Source organism: Streptomyces sp. JW3 (assembly GCF_052216785.1).
GTDB lineage: Bacteria > Actinomycetota > Actinomycetes > Streptomycetales > Streptomycetaceae > Streptomyces.
Genome location: NZ_JBQOUX010000094.1, coordinates 1 through 16,571, shown reverse-complemented (window position 1 = coordinate 16,571; position 16,571 = coordinate 1). Strand labels below are relative to the sequence as shown.

Annotated in this window: 14 protein-coding genes and 3 pseudogenes; 10 read left to right on the top strand and 7 right to left on the bottom strand. The window is 68.1% G+C overall.

What is annotated here, in order from left to right:
- Window positions 1-129 precede the first annotated feature (129 nt).
- Both ACTT8P_RS29420 and ACTT8P_RS29415 read left to right on the top strand, forming a co-directional pair.
- Window positions 130-1,104 (top strand): zinc-ribbon domain-containing protein, encoded by a 975-nt coding sequence (locus ACTT8P_RS29420; RefSeq protein ID WP_442834807.1) that lies wholly within the window; start codon window positions 130-132, stop codon window positions 1,102-1,104.
- A gap of 144 nt (window positions 1,105-1,248) precedes the next feature.
- Window positions 1,249-1,704 carry a zinc-ribbon domain-containing protein gene (locus ACTT8P_RS29415; RefSeq protein WP_442834806.1) on the top strand — a complete coding sequence of 152 codons (456 nt, stop codon included), beginning with the start codon at window positions 1,249-1,251 and terminating at the stop codon, window positions 1,702-1,704.
- A gap of 296 nt (window positions 1,705-2,000) precedes the next feature.
- On the opposite strand, the gene ACTT8P_RS29410 is transcribed toward ACTT8P_RS29415, so the two are convergent.
- The 5 genes and pseudogenes from ACTT8P_RS29410 to ACTT8P_RS29390 all read right to left on the bottom strand — a co-directional run bounded on the left by ACTT8P_RS29410 (window position 2,001) and on the right by ACTT8P_RS29390 (window position 7,736).
- Window positions 2,001-2,861 (bottom strand): hypothetical protein, encoded by an 861-nt coding sequence (locus ACTT8P_RS29410; RefSeq protein WP_442834805.1) that lies wholly within the window; start codon window positions 2,859-2,861, stop codon window positions 2,001-2,003.
- On the bottom strand, window positions 2,843-3,202 hold the full coding sequence (locus ACTT8P_RS29405; RefSeq protein ID WP_442834804.1) for a PadR family transcriptional regulator: 360 nt from the start codon (window positions 3,200-3,202) through the stop codon (window positions 2,843-2,845). The genes ACTT8P_RS29410 and ACTT8P_RS29405 overlap by 19 nt, the downstream gene beginning before the upstream one ends.
- Window positions 3,203-3,452: 250 nt before the next feature.
- Window positions 3,453-3,584 (bottom strand): annotated as a pseudogene (locus ACTT8P_RS29400) (IS701 family transposase); the annotation flags it as partial.
- Between the two features lie 305 nt (window positions 3,585-3,889).
- Window positions 3,890-7,060 carry a DEAD/DEAH box helicase gene (locus tag ACTT8P_RS29395; RefSeq protein WP_442834803.1) on the bottom strand — a complete coding sequence of 1,057 codons (3,171 nt, stop codon included), beginning with the start codon at window positions 7,058-7,060 and terminating at the stop codon, window positions 3,890-3,892.
- A gap of 394 nt (window positions 7,061-7,454) precedes the next feature.
- Window positions 7,455-7,736 carry a hypothetical protein gene (locus ACTT8P_RS29390; protein WP_442834802.1) on the bottom strand — a complete coding sequence of 94 codons (282 nt, stop codon included), beginning with the start codon at window positions 7,734-7,736 and terminating at the stop codon, window positions 7,455-7,457.
- A gap of 486 nt (window positions 7,737-8,222) precedes the next feature.
- Between ACTT8P_RS29390 and ACTT8P_RS29385 the strand changes: the two are divergent.
- Window positions 8,223-8,487 (top strand): annotated as a pseudogene (locus tag ACTT8P_RS29385) (IS607 family transposase); the annotation flags it as partial.
- An 18-nt stretch (window positions 8,488-8,505) separates the two neighbouring features.
- Here the strand turns inward: ACTT8P_RS29385 and ACTT8P_RS29380 are convergent.
- Window positions 8,506-8,724 (bottom strand): annotated as a pseudogene (locus ACTT8P_RS29380) (IS701 family transposase); the annotation flags it as partial.
- 323 nt (window positions 8,725-9,047) lie between these two features.
- Between ACTT8P_RS29380 and ACTT8P_RS29375 the strand changes: the two are divergent.
- From ACTT8P_RS29375 to ACTT8P_RS29355, 5 genes are read left to right on the top strand one after another with little or no spacing between them, the layout of a single operon-like run.
- Window positions 9,048-9,845 (top strand): dsDNA nuclease domain-containing protein, encoded by a 798-nt coding sequence (locus ACTT8P_RS29375; RefSeq protein WP_442834801.1) that lies wholly within the window; start codon window positions 9,048-9,050, stop codon window positions 9,843-9,845.
- A 5-nt stretch (window positions 9,846-9,850) separates the two neighbouring features.
- Window positions 9,851-10,231, top strand: a complete 381-nt coding sequence (locus tag ACTT8P_RS29370; protein ID WP_442834800.1) for an ABC-three component system protein — start codon at window positions 9,851-9,853, stop codon at window positions 10,229-10,231.
- Entirely contained in the window at window positions 10,228-10,749 is a 522-nt protein-coding gene (locus tag ACTT8P_RS29365; protein WP_442834799.1) for a three component ABC system middle component, read from the top strand. Before ACTT8P_RS29370 ends, ACTT8P_RS29365 begins: the two co-directional genes overlap by 4 nt.
- Window positions 10,750-10,753: 4 nt before the next feature.
- On the top strand, window positions 10,754-11,461 hold the full coding sequence (locus ACTT8P_RS29360; RefSeq protein WP_442834798.1) for a hypothetical protein: 708 nt from the start codon (window positions 10,754-10,756) through the stop codon (window positions 11,459-11,461).
- A gap of 60 nt (window positions 11,462-11,521) precedes the next feature.
- Window positions 11,522-12,016 (top strand): hypothetical protein, encoded by a 495-nt coding sequence (locus ACTT8P_RS29355; protein ID WP_442834797.1) that lies wholly within the window; start codon window positions 11,522-11,524, stop codon window positions 12,014-12,016.
- Here ACTT8P_RS29355 and ACTT8P_RS29350 read toward each other — a convergent pair.
- The gene (locus tag ACTT8P_RS29350; RefSeq protein ID WP_442834796.1) at window positions 11,982-12,764 is read right to left on the bottom strand and encodes an IS5 family transposase; all 783 of its coding nucleotides are present in this window, start codon (window positions 12,762-12,764) and stop codon (window positions 11,982-11,984) included. The two genes, ACTT8P_RS29355 and ACTT8P_RS29350, sit on opposite strands and share 35 nt — an antisense overlap.
- Before the next feature lie 189 nt (window positions 12,765-12,953).
- Between ACTT8P_RS29350 and ACTT8P_RS29345 the strand changes: the two genes are divergently transcribed.
- Window positions 12,954-14,333, top strand: a complete 1,380-nt coding sequence (locus tag ACTT8P_RS29345) for a DUF3732 domain-containing protein (protein ID WP_442834795.1) — start codon at window positions 12,954-12,956, stop codon at window positions 14,331-14,333.
- A gap of 430 nt (window positions 14,334-14,763) precedes the next feature.
- Window positions 14,764-15,609 carry a nucleotidyltransferase domain-containing protein gene (locus ACTT8P_RS29340; protein WP_442834794.1) on the top strand — a complete coding sequence of 282 codons (846 nt, stop codon included), beginning with the start codon at window positions 14,764-14,766 and terminating at the stop codon, window positions 15,607-15,609.
- The last annotated feature ends 962 nt before the right edge of the window (window positions 15,610-16,571 follow it).

Genomic DNA, 16,571 nt, shown 5'->3' with positions numbered 1-16,571 from the left:
ACCCGACAGGACAGGCCCGGGCCCGTGGACGGCCGTTGTCAGTGACGGCTGTCAGGATCTGCCGTCATGGGGAAACGGCGAAGTGCTACCGAAGTGGCTGCAGTTCGGGCGAGGCTGAAGGCCGAGTTCGTGTCCAACCTGTCCAGCCCGGACACGGCGCTGGAGGACATGCCGCTGTCCTCCACGGACCGGTGCCAGTGGCGCTGCTCGGCGGAAGAATGCGGCCACCAGTGGCCCGCCCGGTTGCAGTTCCGCACCCGCACCGTCAAACCCTCGGGATGCCCTGAGTGCTGGAAGCGCCGCAACCGGGCTCCCGGCCCGGGAGAATCGCTGACCGATCTGAATCCTGCGCTGGCACGACAGTTCCGCCGCAACCTCAGCCGCCCCGAACGTGGGCCGGACACCCTGCGCCCGCAGTCCCATGACCTGTGCGAGTGGGAGTGCGCTCAAGGGCATTTCTGGCCGGCGACGCTCGCCAACCGCACCAATGGGCGCGGCTGCCCGGACTGTACCGGCCATGGCCGTTCCCCGTTCGAGTGCAACATCGCCATGCTCGTCCAGGCCGCCTCTGGGCTCACCGTGGAACTGGACCATCGCCTCCGCCTGCCCGGGCGCCGTCAGGACCGCTTCGACCTGTACCTGCCCGAGCCGGGCCCGGGCCTGCTCATCGACCTGGACCCGGAATGGACCCACAGCAGGCCAGGAAGCCTGGAGCGGGACACCGCGAAGACCGCGGCAGCGCTCGCCGCCGGACTCGACGTGGAACGCATCCGAAGCCGCGGGCTGCCGCCCGTCCCGGTGCACGGATTCGCTCACCATGAGGCCGGGCCGGGGGTGAACCCCGAAGACTGGGCGGAGGCGGTGGGCGGCGTACTGCGACGCCGCGGCCTTTCCTGGCGGCAGCTCACTCCGGCCGACGTCACCGCGGCGCTCACGAAGGGCGCGCAGCTGTGGCAGAGGGCCGTGGCCGGCCCCGAGGTATCGGCGGTGTATGTGGCGCCGCGCTTGGAGGAGGAGTTCGTCGCGAACCTCACCAACCCGGGCAAGACCCTCGCTCGGATGCCGCCCGGCTGCAACGACGTGTGCCTGTGGCGGTGCCGGTAGCCGGACTGTGGCTTCGAATGGAAGGCTGTACTGCACAGCCGGGCACTTGCCGGACGCGGCTGCCGCCGGTGTGGTCACGCACGGGTGGGCGCGGCACACAGCAGGCCCGGCCCCGGTGCATCACTCGCCGAGGTCAATCCGGCGATGGCGGCGGAACTCATCGAGGTCGTCGGCCATCCCGGCTGGACCGCGTTCGACCTGCTCCCCACGTCGAACAAGACATGCCAGTGGCGGTGTCCCGAACCGCAGTGCCGCTTCGAGTACCCCGCCCCTCCAAAACGCCGTACAGGCCAGTCGAGCGGGTGCCCCCGATGCGCTTGCCGGCGCACCGTTGCCGCCAGGGTGCGCCCCAAGCCCGGCAAATCTCTGCAGGACGTGCACCCTGCCCTCGCCGGCGAGCTTGTCGAAGTGATCGGCGAACCGGACCTGACCGCGAAGGAATTGAGGCCGAGCTCCGCCAAAGCGTGCCGGTGGGCCTGCTTTACGCCCGGCTGTCCCGGACGCTGGGACGCCACGCCCGATCAGCGGTCCCGCCGCGGTGGCACCGGCAAACGCTGCCCGGTGTGCCACCCACCGCGCAAGAGCCGCTCCCCGGCGTGACCCGGCCCTCGCGCCTTCTCACCGCGATGCCAGTCATGCCGCGTCACCGCTCACGTCGCCGCCTGCCCCGGCCGGGCCGCGTGTGCGTCTCCACCAGCGCCACTTGCGCTGCGCTCGCCAGCTGCGCAGTTGCTTGTCCACCGAGATGGTGTCCGGATGGCGGGGGCCGAGCGTCGTCCGGTAGCCGGCGAGAGAACGCTCCAGCAGAGCAACGCCTTTCACCTTGTCGGGCGACGGTGACAGTTACCTTGCCCAGTCACAGGGGCCCCGTCTCCGGGGCCCTCGTGTTTGGTGGATCAGCGCCTTGGCCGGAGCCGTCGGCGCCGGGGCCTGACCACGAAGGCGAGGCCGCCGAAGGTGATGTCGATGACCCGCACGAAGTGGTCACCGCCCTGCTTGGTGTCCGCGAGGTGCGACTGCCCGCCCTGGGCGAGCGTCCGCCTGATCATCCTGATGTCTCCGGAGGGAACCCTGATGACGCCCAGGGACCAGTCCTCGCGCTGGAGCGAGGCGGCCGCCATGCGCGAATCCAGCCTTGTCAGGGTCCTCGTGGAGAAGGGGTAGGCCAATGAGATGATCAGGGGTATCGCGATACCGATGACGACGGTACCCGTGATCCCGGTCGCGGCGCCGCCGAGCGTCCAGGCCAAGAGCCCGAAGAGTCCCAGGGCGCAGTTCCGGCGCCGTCGACGTCGTGCGGCGGTGGATCCCCAGCGTCGCCGGTCGGGATAGTAGCGATTGCCGCGGTAGTAGCCGCCCGAACGCCGGATCCGGGACTCACGGAGGTAGGTGCGAACCCACTGGCCTCGCCTGGGCCGTTCCTCTCCCCGGGCATCGGACGACCTGGCCGTGGCGCTCGCAGCGTCCGACGATCCGGCGGGGGGCCGGTGGATGGCCCGCAGCGTCCAGGTGGAGCGCAGGGCAATCCAGGTGGCGAAGAACAGCTTCAGCAGCTTGCCGGGCCGTTCGTCCAGCAGAGCGATCCATTCGGCCTCGTAGCGCTCGGCGGCCTCGGGATTGCCCAGCCGGAGTGCGGCGAGCCGCAGGACGCGGCGCGCGAGCCAGGGCGAGACCTCGGTGCACTCGCCGATGACCATGCTGAGGGCGGTGGGGATGAGCAGGTTCGTTAAAGCGTCGTTCACCAGACGCCCGCCCATCGGGTCAGGAAGCCTAACGCGAGCCTGGGGCCGGGTGGTTGCGCGGCTGGCGGGGTCGGCAGCTGGCCGCGTCGTTCGATGACGATGGTGCGTGCCTCCTGGGCGCCGGTCGGGGTCAGGAAGTAGAAGCGGCGGCGGGGGCGGCCCTCGGTCGGGTTTTCCGCCTCCCAGTGGCTGTCGAGCCAGCCCGCCTGTTCGAGGCGGCCCAGGATCGGATAGATGGAGCCGGTCGGTTTGCCGGCGGCCTTGGCGACCGCGAAGCCGTGGAGCTCTTCGCGGGACACCAGGAACGCTTCGAGAACGTCGAGCGTGGCCGACGTGATGCGAAAGGGGGTCCTCACATCCCTAACTCTATATATATCAATAGAAGCGTGGGGGTGGAACGCGGGAGTCCTCAAGTGAAAGTCGGGGGAAGGGAGTTGATCTGCTGCCGGCTCGGATCGACTTGCAGCAGGCACAGCCGCGCCACAAGGTCCTGCAGCGAGGTGAGACCGCTTGCCTCGGCCGCTGCCGGCAGCAACGCGGACCCAGACATCGCCGGCAGGTGAGAACGCCAGCCAGGCCTCCTTGGCTTGTGGATCATGGGTGGCGACTGAAAGTGCGGCCTTCGAAGTGGGCCAGGCCCAGGGCCTGTCTCCTCTCGCGGTAGTCGTGCTCGATGCGCCAGCGCAGTTTCGCGGTGCGCACGAGGGTGGCCAGCGGGGTGTCCGCGGGCAGGTTGGAAGCCGGAGCGGGACGGGTTCGGGCTCGCTACACCGCATGGCGCCAGCTGCGCGACCACGACGGCGGCACCGTCCACCTCGACTTTGACCAGCGCGCCCTCACCGTCCCCCAGGACTGACACTCGGCGGTTCGGAACGCCCCGGCCGACGTGTTCCGAACCGCCTCGAACATGAGCGCGCCGGGCCGGTGACAGTAAGGCCCGAGGGGACCAGGGCATGACGGCGGGGCCCGACTGCGGCCTTCATGGCGTGACGGTCGCGCCTGCGCCCTTTTTCGGGCACAACGGCGGTCTTGACGGTGTCGGGCTATCGGCTGCAGTAGACGGTGAAGTCGCCGGCCGTGACCTGCCGTGCGTAGGTCTCGGCGCCGGCGAGGATGTAGAGCTGCCGGTCGGTCGCGGCGCTGGCCTGCAGGCCGGGCTGGGCAATGACGGTGTGGAAACGAGGCCGCAGCAACCGGGCCCGGTCCATGATGGCGATCAGGTCCTTGTGCTCGCCGACGTCGTACGGCGAGATCCCGGGGTTGTTGCGGGTGTACTGCACGGCGCGGGCCCGCAGGTGTTCCAGGAGGCTTTCGACGCTGCGGCGCCACTTCGCGCTGCCCATGGCCTGGCCGCAGACCTCATAAAGATCCTTGACCCGTGTTCCGGCCTTCTGTGTGGAGTACTTGCAGTGCACCAGCGTCACGTCGAGGTACTCCCCGTCGATCCGGAGCCCGACCAGGTCGGCTGCCTCACCAGAGCGGTCGTCGTCGATGAGGACGTCGAAGGTGCCGGCCGCCTGCAGGTGCGCGGACATGTAGTACTGGATGGAGTCGGGCCGCCGCTGGGGCTTCTGGGACTCCTTGGTGAAGTCCACGCCGTGCCAGTCCAGTGGTGTGAGCAGTGCGGTGTCGAAGGGGCGGCGGTCGTAGCGCGGGTCGATGAGTTTGCTGTCGGCGTCGATGAGCCGGTCGCCCTCGAGGAACAGGTCGGGCTTGTTGTCGTTCAGCCACTGCTCCAGGGACTGTGAACGAGCGTTCCTGCCGCCGCCGGTGATGACGTCGGCGTCATGGCCGCGAGGACGATAGGTCACCCCCTTGGCACCGAAATCGGCCTGGTAGGGGATGCGCCATCCCTCGGAGACTAGCGAGAACAAGAACGGACCGGTGCAGGAGTAGTCGTCCACCTCGAAACCGACGTCGGTGAGCACGGCCGACCGCTCGGCGTATCTGACGGTGAGACGGTCGCGCGTTCCTGTGTAGACGCTCCAGGGCCACTGCACCGCCAGCAGCGCCAGTTCCGGCCGCTCAGTGAGGTCTTTGGGAATGATGAACCCTTCGAAGACCCGATCCAGGTCGATACTCGTGTCCAGCAGCTTCGTCCCTTGCCTGTCGCACCAGTCGATCCACGCCTTCAAACTGGAAGCCGTGGACGTGGACCAGAATCGGCCGGAGGAGGCGGCGTTGATGGAGACGCTCTCCCCGTTGTCGAAACCGGACGCGGCGACATGCGTCTTGGTCTTGTGCTCCTGTGTGCTGTCGAAACCCTGCGACACGTCGCTGCCGACATGGAGGGAGAACCGGGTGAAGTGGTTGTGGGCGTCCTTGAGACCGACGTTAGTCGGGATCAGACGGTCGACCTGCGCCAGTACCCGGTAGGGGCGAGCTCCGTTGATCAACTCGCACCCTTCACCCAGCACGGCCTCGGCGAGCTCCTTGTAGCTTCCGGACTTCTCCGATCCGTGCAGGTAGAGCAGCCGCCGTTCCTTGTCGAAATACAGGATGAACAGCTCGTACACCACCTGTTCCAGTGCCTGCGGCGCGCCCCAGCGCACCGTGTCGCGGCGCTCGACGACGAACCAGGCGATCCGCTGATCGTTGCCGAGGGAGACGGCCTCCCCCAGAACCTGGCTGTTGCCCTGGAACAGCGTCAGAGCTTCCTCAGGTCTCCAACTGCTGGTCGGGGCCAGGTAGGCCACGGCGCTCATCTTGGGCTCCAGTACAGTGACGGCCACTTCGCCCGGCGCGCCGTGGAAGGACTTGTCGAACTCGCTGGTCGCTTCGGCCTCGGAGGTCACCCGGTCGGTGATGTCACGGAGCAGAAGGTTCCAGTCGGCATCCTCCCGCAGCAAGTGACGCAGCGGGGAAGCGGAGGCGGTGGCTTCGTGCGACACCAGGACCGTGGCGTCTCCGAGTCCGTCCGCTGCACGGGTGAACCGGCCGATGAACTGGATCATCGGGCTGAGACTCCTGCGCGGCGCGTGCACGGCCGCGATCTTCAACGCAGGTTCGTCGAAGCCCTCTCCGAGCATGTCGACGCAGACGATGACGCGGCAGGTCCGGTCCCTCAGCGCCGTCACCGCTGCCCGACGGCGGTTGACCCCGATGTCCTGGTGCACCACAGTGGGGTCGAACTCGGGTGCCAGACGCCGGTAGATCATGGTGATCTCCTCGGCATGGGAGATGCTGTCGGCCCGTGCCATGAGGACATGGTCATAGCCGGCCGCACGGTCGGAGCGCAGCTGGTCGACCGCGAGCTGGGCGAGTTCCTCGTCCGGGTCGTGCAGTCCGATCACTGCCCGGTAGTTGATGTGCCGGAAGTAGCCGTCGCGCTGTGCCTCCCTCAGCGGGAAGCGGAAGATCGTGCGCCCCGGAAGGCTGCGGCGGTCCTCCCGAAACGGTGTCGCGGTGAACAGCAGGACAGGCCGGTCGGAGAAGTCGTCGATGACGCTCGCCCAGGTACGCGCCGGGGCGTGATGCGCCTCGTCGACGATCAGATGCGAGAAGGAGGACAGCAGAGCCGCCCGCACATTCCCCACACTCCTGTTAAGGATCTGCGGGGTAGCGACGACGACATTGCAGGACTCGACGAACCGAGCCGCTTCTTCCGGGTCCTTGAACCCTTGTTCAAGCCGACCCACCCGCGGCCGCAATGCCGCGGAGGTGACAATCTGCTCCTTCTGCAGGATGCCGAGCGTCTCGAACTTCCCTGCGATCTGGTCCCGCAAAGCCGCGCTGGGCACCAGCACCAGCAGCCGTTCCATCTGCGCGGCCACCAGCACAGCCAGCATCGTCTCGGTCTTGCCGGTACCGGTGGGCATGACCACGATGCCGGGGTCGCCAAGGCCCGAGGCCCAGTGGCCCATCACCGCGTGCAGGGCGCCGATCTGTGGGCGGCGCAGGCTGCGTGGCTCGTCGTAGGGGCGATACCCGATGGCCTCCCGATAGGACTCCGCAACCGTCTGCGGCGCACAGTCGTGGCCGCCCTGCCAGCGCACCTCACCATCGGACCGGCCGGGCAGCACGGCCGTCAGCGCGTCGACGTCGACTGCCTCCGCCGCCGTGCGTACCGCGGGCCAGCTGCCGTAGACGTTCGAGACGCCTAGAGCCCCGGCTTCGTCCGTGACCTGCAGTGTGCCGCCGGGGACCAACAGCTGACGTACTTTGTTGCGCCCGAATCTCTCCTCAGCCCACACGGGCCGCGTGCTCACGTTCATAGCGGTGCTCTCTTCACGGATACGGGACCTGGCCCGAGGTGGCCTGGATAGAGGGATACGCCGTAGCGTCGCGCAGTCGGAACAGCGCCTGCTGCTCAGCACATCGGTGCGCGCGGTGGACGCCTGGCACGGGCCACGGCCAAGCACAGCCAATACGGTGCAGCCCTCGCCGCAGAGATCGAACAGCGTCCAACCCCCGACTTCTGGCTCGTCCGGAATCGGCAACACGAGCCGCTGGCCTCATCGCGCAGAGCTTGGCCGGCCTATGGCCTCAGGGCTTCGAAACGGGATCCACAAGGCAGACTGATGTGTACGTGGCCAGTCCGCTCGACCGCTGCCGGCTCGATGCGCCTGATGAGACGTGGGGCACACCGAGCCGCGGCCGGTGTGAAGGCTACAAGTTAGCCTTCAGCCACGCGGCAACCTCGCTGCTCAGGTTGTAGCTTGCCCACGAGGTGCCTGTCACCGTCATCACGAGCAACTCGTCGTTCCCGTCGACGTATCCCTTCAGCAGGTCGCGAACCTGGGAAGCGGTCTTGGGGGTCTTCACCACCCAAGTGGACTCCAACGGGTGACACCACGATCCGAGAGCCTTGATCTCCTTGATCAAGGCCGTGTAGTTCTGCCCGGGCCTGTTCAGGTCATACCCGATCAACAGCGCAGCCATGGTGATCACTACCTCATTCCTGAGGCAAACCGCGCGTGGGCACCACGGGGTTGGAGAACTCCATGGCTCGTTATAGGGTCCCAGGGCGCGACCAACGCACCAGGCCCCATCGCCGGGCGGTTCGACCTCACGTCGAAGCCCCCGGCTGGGGCCTGCTTTGGTTCGAACGCCCACAAGTACAGCACCCCACACGACGCTCTGCAAGCAAGCACCCCATAAGTTGTGTTACTCGCACGTACGGACACAACATGTAGTGGTTGCGCTGTAGTTCAAGAGCTGAGATCACATCAAACTACCGACGATATACCCCGCCACTGACAACGGCGGAGCCCCTGATGGCGACTCAAGCCTCCGGCGATCCCGTGTCGGGAAGAGCAAACTGCTGCGCGCGCTGCGCCTGGTCTGGATCCCGATCTGGCCAATCGGTGGCGCCGACTCCAGGCTGATGACGTCCACGACGGTGCCCCCGCTCTGCATGCAGGGGTGCCCGGGGCCAAGGCGAAGCGGCTGCTGGCTGATCCTGCCGTGACCACGGTCGTGGTCGTACACAAAGACCGACTCGGCCGGATGAACGTCGAACTCGTCGAGGCTGCTCTGCCCGCGCACGGCCCGTCGTCTCGTCGTCCTGGACGACGGTGAGGTGGAAGACGGCCTGGTGCGCGATGTCGTGGAGGTGCTGACGTCGTTGTGCCGTCTATACGGACGCCGGTCGGCGAAGAACCGCGCTTGTAAGGCGCTGGAGGCCGCGCAGTCGGCACGGCCAGACGGCACCGCCGCGGAACCGCAACCGCTGCACCCCCGGCATCTCCACACCGGCTACCGGCTCCGCCCCTGCCAGACAGGGATCGTCTTGTTCCGCTCCCTCGGCGCCAGCAGCCCGGTCAGGTACTCACGAAATCCCCGCCGCTGCGCCAGGCTGGAGAGGAAGCCGTCGAGCCGGGCCGCGTACTCCTCCAACGGCCCCCGGCATGGGCGGACATGGACGGCGGACAGCCACCTTCACCCCCAGCAAGGCAATTGACTCCTGCCACCGGCGTACGACCAACCCGACCTGGTCGTCACTCCACACCACCGTCGGAGATTTGACGAACTACCGGCAGACTTCCCCACGCACGCACCACCCGAGTAGACGTTGCCGCGCGGGCACAGCGCACCTGTGCCGACGGGACCTGCTGGAGCAGGAGTGCAGAGAGCCAAAGAAGCCAAGGGAGCGGGCCGTGATGAGGTACAACGGACAATGCTGGGAAACGCAAGACCGACGGCTGCCTCGCACGGTGCGGGGATCCGCCAAGTGCCCAGCAGCCAGGGGGGAGTGGCGGTATGCGGGAGCCGGTGCACAGCGCCGCGGCCAGCGCACTGGGCTACCAACACCAGACCTGGTGGGCGCTGCTGGAACTGCTGAGGGCCGACCATGCCCGCCCCGACGCGGCAATCTGCCTGGAACTGCACGATGACATCGCGTGGGAGCAAGGCGGATCGGCCACACAACTCCTGCAGATCAAACACCATCGGAGAAGTGACCGGCAGCTCACCGACGCCTCCCCGGACGTGTGGCTGACCCTGAAGAACTGGATGGACACGGCGGTTCCCTGCGACGTCGAGGGGCCGACGCTGATGCTTGTCTCCACCCAGAAGGCCAGCCCCGGCAGCGCGATGGCCGCCCTTCGCCCCCCTGCACGTGATGAACAGATGGCCCTCGGCGCCCTCGAGTGTGCTGCTCTGCACCAGACGTCCGGGCGTGTCCAGCAGGCCCGTGAGCAGTTCCTCGCGCTGGGGACGGCGGACCGGGCCGCATTCGTCTCGCGGATCACCGTCATGGACTCCTCACCGCACATCGAGGATGTTCCCGCTCTCGTCCGTGCGGAGCTCCGCTGGAGCCTACCGCCCGGGCACGAGGACCTCTTCCTGGCCATGGTGTGGCAGTGGTGGGACGAACGGGCCCTGGAACTGCTGCAGAGACGCCGACGCGCCGTGGACGTCGGAATGGCCCGTGCAGCCATCGCCGACCTGCGCGACCAGTTCACCCGCGGCCGGCTGCCACCGTCGCCGCCCGCGCGGAAACGGACGACGACGCCCTCGCCGCCGTCTACGCCGACAGCCCCTTCGTCCACCAGATGACATGGGTGGCCTACCCGCCGGTGAGTCTGCGGCTCTCGGTCATCGACTACCACCGCGCACAGACCCAGGCCATCCGCTGGATCGCCGAAGACCTCGTCGCAGCGGACGACCTCACCGCTCTCAGCCGCGACCTCGTCGAAGAGTGGGAGACCGAGTTCGAGTGGATGCAGATCGAACTCGCCGCCACGACCGACGAAGCAGCCAGGCAACGAGCAGGAGCCAGACTCCTCAAAGACCTCTCCCAGCGCAACGCCCCCTGCCTGCACGGCAGATACCACGAGGCGTTCTTCGTCCGCGGCCGCCGCCACGAGCTCGCCGACACCGCAGGCGTGGGATGGCACCCCGACTTCCGTGACCGCATGCGCACACTGCAGGCGCCCTCATGACCACCCCGCCGACCGGGCAGATCCGTGCCCCCGCCGCAGAAACCGCCTGGAACGAACCGGCAGCCCTCGTCACCGCTATGCTCAACCCGGCACTGATCGCCGCACTCCTGTCCACCGCCGCCGACGCCTACACCCGCCGACAGGCCTCAGGCATGCCATGGGCCCTGTCCTTCATCGTCGCCCCCATGGCACTGCACCAGGGCACACGAGAAGCACTGCCCGCCAGCACCCGCACCCACCTGTCCACCTGGATCAGCCACCATCCCGTGCTGCGCGCAGGCTTCCCCCGCCGCGCCCAGGTCCTGGTGGCACCGGTGCGCGCAGGACTGCGCCTCGCACTGCGCCACCAGGTCCTCGAACTGCACCACGACTGCCTCAAACCAATCACCCGGCCCCACACCACTCCGCCCCAGGACACCGAGATGCACGACATCCTGCGCAGCGCCCGCCTGATCGGCGCCTGGACAGCCGAGAACGAGACAGCCGCCGTCTTCGCCGGCCTCGGCGTGGGACCCTGATCGCGTGCAACTGCTCGCCCTCATCCTCTACAACACCGACGGCCACCGCCGCGTCGTCCCCTTCAAACCGGGCGCACTCAACGTCGTCACCGGCCAGTCCGAGACGGGAAAGAGCACACTGCTCGACATCTTCGAGTACTGCACGGGCCGCAAGACGGTCACCTTCCCCGTCGGGCCCATGACCGACACCGTCTCCTGGTACGCGGCCCTGTTCCAGCTGGACACCACCCGCGCCTTCGTCGCCCGCCCCGCCCCCCGGCCCGGCAAGAAGACCGCCGAACAGGTCATGCTGACATTCGGCCACGACCTCGAGCCGCCACCCCACACCGAACTCGCCGCGAACACCGACCGCCGCACACTGCGCCAGCGGCTGGGCCGGTTCATCGGCATCGAGGAAAACCACAGCACCAACCCCCGCGACCGCGGCCTCTCTGCCACCGACGCCCACCTCGGCCACGCAACGCTGCTGTGCCTGCAGGTCCAGAACGAGATCGCCGACAAAAACCACCTCTTCCACCGGCAAAGCGACCACTACGTCGCGGCCGCCCTGAGACAGACACTGCCCTACTTCCTCGGCGTGGCCCCCCACGACCAGGCCCGCAAACACGCCCAGCTCAACGCCGCACGCAGCCGGCTCAAACAAGCGGAGAAGGACCTCAGAAGCCGTTGTCTTTCCGAGAGTGATGGGTGTGTTTCCGCTGGTCAGGTGTAGGGGTGGCGTTTCGGCGGGAGGGACGGGGTGTCGTGTCGTCTCTTCCCTGGAGGTGCCGGGATGCCGTCGGTGATGGGGTTGCTGGAGGAGCGTGAACGCGCCGCTCGGCAGCGGGTGGAGGCTCTCCAGGCCGAGCTGCGGGAAGCGGAGGCGGTGTGGGAGCGGTTCGTGATCGCCCGTGAGATGGTGGGTGAGGTTCTGGCGGAGTCGCGCGGAGGCGAGGACGTGGCGCCGGTCGTGGTGACTGGCGAACGGCCGGTGCAGGTCAGGCGGGCGGTGCCCGGCTCAGTGGTGCCGCATTGGGAGGAAGGGCTCGCCCCGGCGGTTCTCGCGCCGGACTACCAGCGGATCATGGACATCCTGGCCGGCGGGAACGGGACGCGCGGGGAGGCGATGGACTGTCGCCGGCTCGCGGCCGCCCTCGGACTGGAGCCGGTCCCGGCGAAAGTGGAAGGGGTGCGGTCGAAAGCCAAGTGGCTTGCCGCGCGGGGCTGGCTGGCTGAGGAACGTCCGGGGCTGTTCAGCGTGCCCGCCGGGCGAGGCGACGGCTCATGACTGTGCTCATCGACCACTTGATCACCGCCTCCGAGGTGTCGGTGCGCGTCTCGTAGTCGCGGGCCAGCCGGCGTGAGTGCATCAGCCACGCGAACGTGCGTTCCACCAGCCATCTCTTCGGCAGCACGGTGAAACCGCTGGTGTCGTCGCTGCGTCTGACCACGGTCAGCGCGATCCGCCAGGCGTCGCGGGCGAAGTCGACCAGGCGCCCGGTGTAGCCTCCGTCGGCCCACACCCGCGTGACGCGCCAGTGCCGTTCACGCAGCCGGGTCAGGAGTGTCCGTCCCGCGTCCCGGTCGGTGACCGAGGCTGCGGTCACCATCACGGCCAGCAGCAGTCCGAGGGTGTCCACCACGATGTGCCGCTTGCGGCCGTTGACCTTCTTCCCGCCGTCGAATCCCCTGGTCACGGCCGGCACCGATGCGGCTGCCTTCACCGACTGCGCATCGATGACGGCTGCGGTCGGTTCCGGATCCCGGCCCGCGGCCTGGCGGACCCGGTCACGCAGCCGGTCGTGGAACTCAGCGGTCAGGCCCTTGTCCCGCCAGCGCCGGAAGAAGGCGTAGACGCGGTCCCACGCGGGGAAGTCCGCCGGCATCGCCCGCCAGGTGATGCCGCCCGCGACCAGATAGCGCACCGCGTCGACCATCTGCCGGTGGCAATAGTTCTCCGGTTGCCCGCCACGGCCCTCGAGCCAGCCGGGAACCGGCATGGCGTCACGTACGACGGCCCACTCCGCGTCGCTCATGTCCGACGGATACTTCGGTCGCCTGTACGGCCGGTCCCCGGCGTTCCCAAACCGGTGAGCGAGACAATCACACGACAGGGACGCCGAGTTGGACGACATCGACGCCGGCACGGAAGACTGCAGCACCAGGGGCCTCCTGTTGCTCGGTTGGATTCGACACCCACGAGCTGTGCGGGAGGCCCCGCTTTCATGCCCGGCCAGCCACGAGATCACCCGACCGAGTCGACGACCTCGAACTCACGCCCACCAAGATCGATAGAACAACAGCTTCTCAGCCGGGCCCAGGACCCACACGACACCAGCCACACCACCCTCGCCGCCCTCTGGCACGAAGCCCACACCCTGAACCTGGCGCCCGCGCCGGCCCCGCCCGACGACCACCTCCAGGCCATGCAGGCACTCCAGGACGCCGTCCTGGCACCCGCCACCCAGCCGCCACACGAGCACGAGGAGGACCAGCGCAGGCTCGACCTCGAACGCACCTGCGCCGACCTGCGCGAGCAGCTCAGGGCCCTCGCGGCAGACCGCCGCCTGCTCCTGGCCGAAACCGCCGCAGCAGACGACTACGCCGCCTCCGCACGCATTCCGCGAGGCAGGCTGGCAAGCCTCGACCTCATCCCCCCACCCCACGACGACGACGCGAGAACATGCGTCCTGTGCGGTTGCGTCCTACCCGAACCGGACCCGACGATCGCCACGCTCAAGAACAGCCTCGACCGCCTCCAACAACAGGTGAACGGCATCGACGCCATACGCCCGGCACGACGCGCCGCTCTCGAAGCCCTCCACCAACAGACCACCCGGCTGCGCAGCCACCTCCACGCGGCCGAACACGCCCTGCAGGCCCTCGCACAGGCGGACCACACCAACGGCCATCTCCCGCACACGGACCGTATCGACTTCGCTCGCGGCCGCATCCACGGCATCCTCACCGCCCTGCAGCACACCATGGGCGCCGACCTGGCACGCCTCAGCCAGGCACGGGACACGGCGCGAGCCGCCGTAGAGGCACTCGAAGCCGAACTCGACCCCCACACAGCACATGAGCAGCTCCTCGCCCGGCTCGCCCCCGTCGACCGGGACATCACCCTGTGGGCTCACCAACTGCAGCTCGAGCACGGCAACCGCGGCGTGCACCTCAACCCGACCCGGCTGAGCATCGAGTTCGACACCCACGCGGGCAGAATCCCGCTCTCGAGGCTGGGCAGCGGCAGGAACTGGGTGGGCTACCACGTCCTGGCCCACCTGGCCCTGCACCGCTACTTCGTACGCCAGCACAGACCCGTTCCGCGCATCCTCTTCCTGGACCAGCCCTCACAGGTCTGGTTTCCCCCCACCTCGAACGACGACCACCACGCCAACGAGGACAGCCGCGACGCAGAGCGACTGTTCAAACTGATCCACGACGTGGCCGAGGACCTCGCCCCCGAATTGCAGGTCATCGTCTGCGACCACGTGGACTTCCCGGCGCCGTGGTTCCAGGAAGCCGTCGTACACCGGTGGCGACACAGCGAAAAACTCGTCCCCATGCACTGGACCCACACAGCAGATCCCGCCAACGCCCCGTGAATTCCCGTACAGAGGCCGCCCCCAGATCCCCCTGCCACGCCGCCAGTCATGTCTGATGCCAGAAGTCCCGCATCTGCTGGACAGCTCAAGAAAGCCGTCGTCTCCTGAGACAGAGAGATCCGCGGAAAGTGCGTCACCCCTGTCACCTGCGGCAAAAGCGGCGTGGACGTAGCAGGTCAGAGCTGGTCCACGGCAGTCGAAGTGCGTCATCCGCACCAGCCCGGACGGCCAGCGACGGCCTGCCTCACCGTGAACGCCGAGCCTGTGCCGTCGCCGTGAGGGTGAGACATCCGCGCCAGGCGCCGGTGGCCGATGCCCGCCAGCGCGGATTGTCACGCGGCCTGGGGACGTAGGCAGGGCCGGAATGCGGGGAGTTAGGGTTTTCGCCCTCCGGCAGCTTGCCGGTCCGGGACGAGCGGGAACGGTGTACATGAAGCGTGAACGGGCGACTGCTGTGCTGTGCGAGATGCTCGACCGGCTGGAGCAGAGCGCATGGCCCCTGAACCTCGTAGAGGAGATCTTCCTGTTCGGGTCCTACATCCGCGGAGCCCTGGAGGTGGGCGACGTGGACATCGTGGTGCAGCACACCGCCGACGAGCGCTGGAAACGGGAATCCCTCGACGCCATGTTCGGCGGCCGTGACGGATATGCGGTGATGCGGCAGGCACTACGCGGCCGACGGCGCGGTGTCAGCTTCCAGTTCCAGGACCGCAGCGCCCTTGAAGAGGAAGGCATCGAACTGTTCCTGCTTTGGCGGCGGGGCGAACCGATCGACCTCGCCCGGCAGAGGCTGACCGCGATCTCCCCCGACCCGGCCGCCGGCCGCGCGCCCAGGGACCACGTCCTGCCTGCCTACGAGGCGATCGCCGACCAGATCCCGCGCCCCGTCCGTATCGATCTGCACCGTCTGTGCACCAGCGGCGGCGCGACCGTGTCGGCGTTCCCCCTGCTTGAGGCCCAGCCCCACTCGGCCGAAGCCCTGACCCACGTGGACGAACGCTGGACCCCTCACAGCCCGCTGCGCCGAGGGGCTGCGGCCGCCCTCGCCCATCTGGAAAACCTCGGCCAGGCCCTGGACCACGTCGAGTTGCACGGCCAGTACCTCGACTACAGCAAGACGGACGAAGTCATCGAATGCTTCATCGACCTGGGCTGGCGCTACTGGAGGAGCGCGAACCGCTACCTGGACGACGGCCAGGCATGGTTCGAGGTCCTGCCCGCCACGGTCCGCCAACCCCTGCACGCCCTCTACATCACGCCCGGCTCCCGACGGTAACGGAGACCGCATCCAGTTCCGTTAATGCGGCGGACAGCCGAAGAGACCGCCGAAGGCCGTCGGACCTGACGGCGTGAGGGCGGTCGCATCGCTTCCGGCCTTTCTGACCCCCTGACGACTGCGGCAGTGACTTGACCTGAATCAGGAACAGCAGTGGCACATGCCGATCCTGCACCGCCGCTCGCCGCTCGCCGCTCGCCGCTCGCCGCTCGCCGCTCGCCGACCGTGGCCGCGGCGAACGTCGCGCTCATCACCGCTCAGTGCGGCATGAGCCGTCCCGGATGCGGGGCGGCAGCCCCCTCGCCTCCGTCGATCTCTGCGCTTCGTCGTCCCCTCCAACCGAACCCGGCCTGGCTGAATGGCCCGACAACCGGGAACTGACATCCGAGCCCTGCCGTCAACAAGCCCGCCGCAAGATCGCGCCCGGTGGGAGCGCGCCGGATTCACACACTTCCAGGACTGTGCCTACCTGCCGGATCCCGCCTCGTGAGGGTGACTGTGACCCAGGCCCAGCGCGGCACCGCCGGAGACGACGTGCTGTCGCAGGCCGCCCGCCTGCCCGCTCAAAGACGATTCTTGGCATCCGTGACCGCAACTGCGCCGAGCTGCGACTGACTTCCAACACAGAGGACCCTTCCGAGGCAGTGGACCCGCGCACAGTCGGCTTCCGCAGAGTTCCTTGCCCGCTCGATGCCCCGGGAGCGAGAGAGCCCGGCGATTCCAGAGCACGGCGCACACGACACTCCGTCTCCCAGGAGATCACCGGTAGGGGTGAAAGCTGAGACCGGGCGATGTCGCGCACGGAGATGCGGCGTTGAAAGCAGCAGAGTGGCGGCAGCTCCGCAGTTTCGTGGCGCGGCCCAGCGTATCCGGGCTCCGGGACATGGATGGCGTCCCGCCGAGTGGTGTAGCCGATCAACGGACCGGAACTCGCAGGTCACGCCGTGTATTTCGGTCGGCCC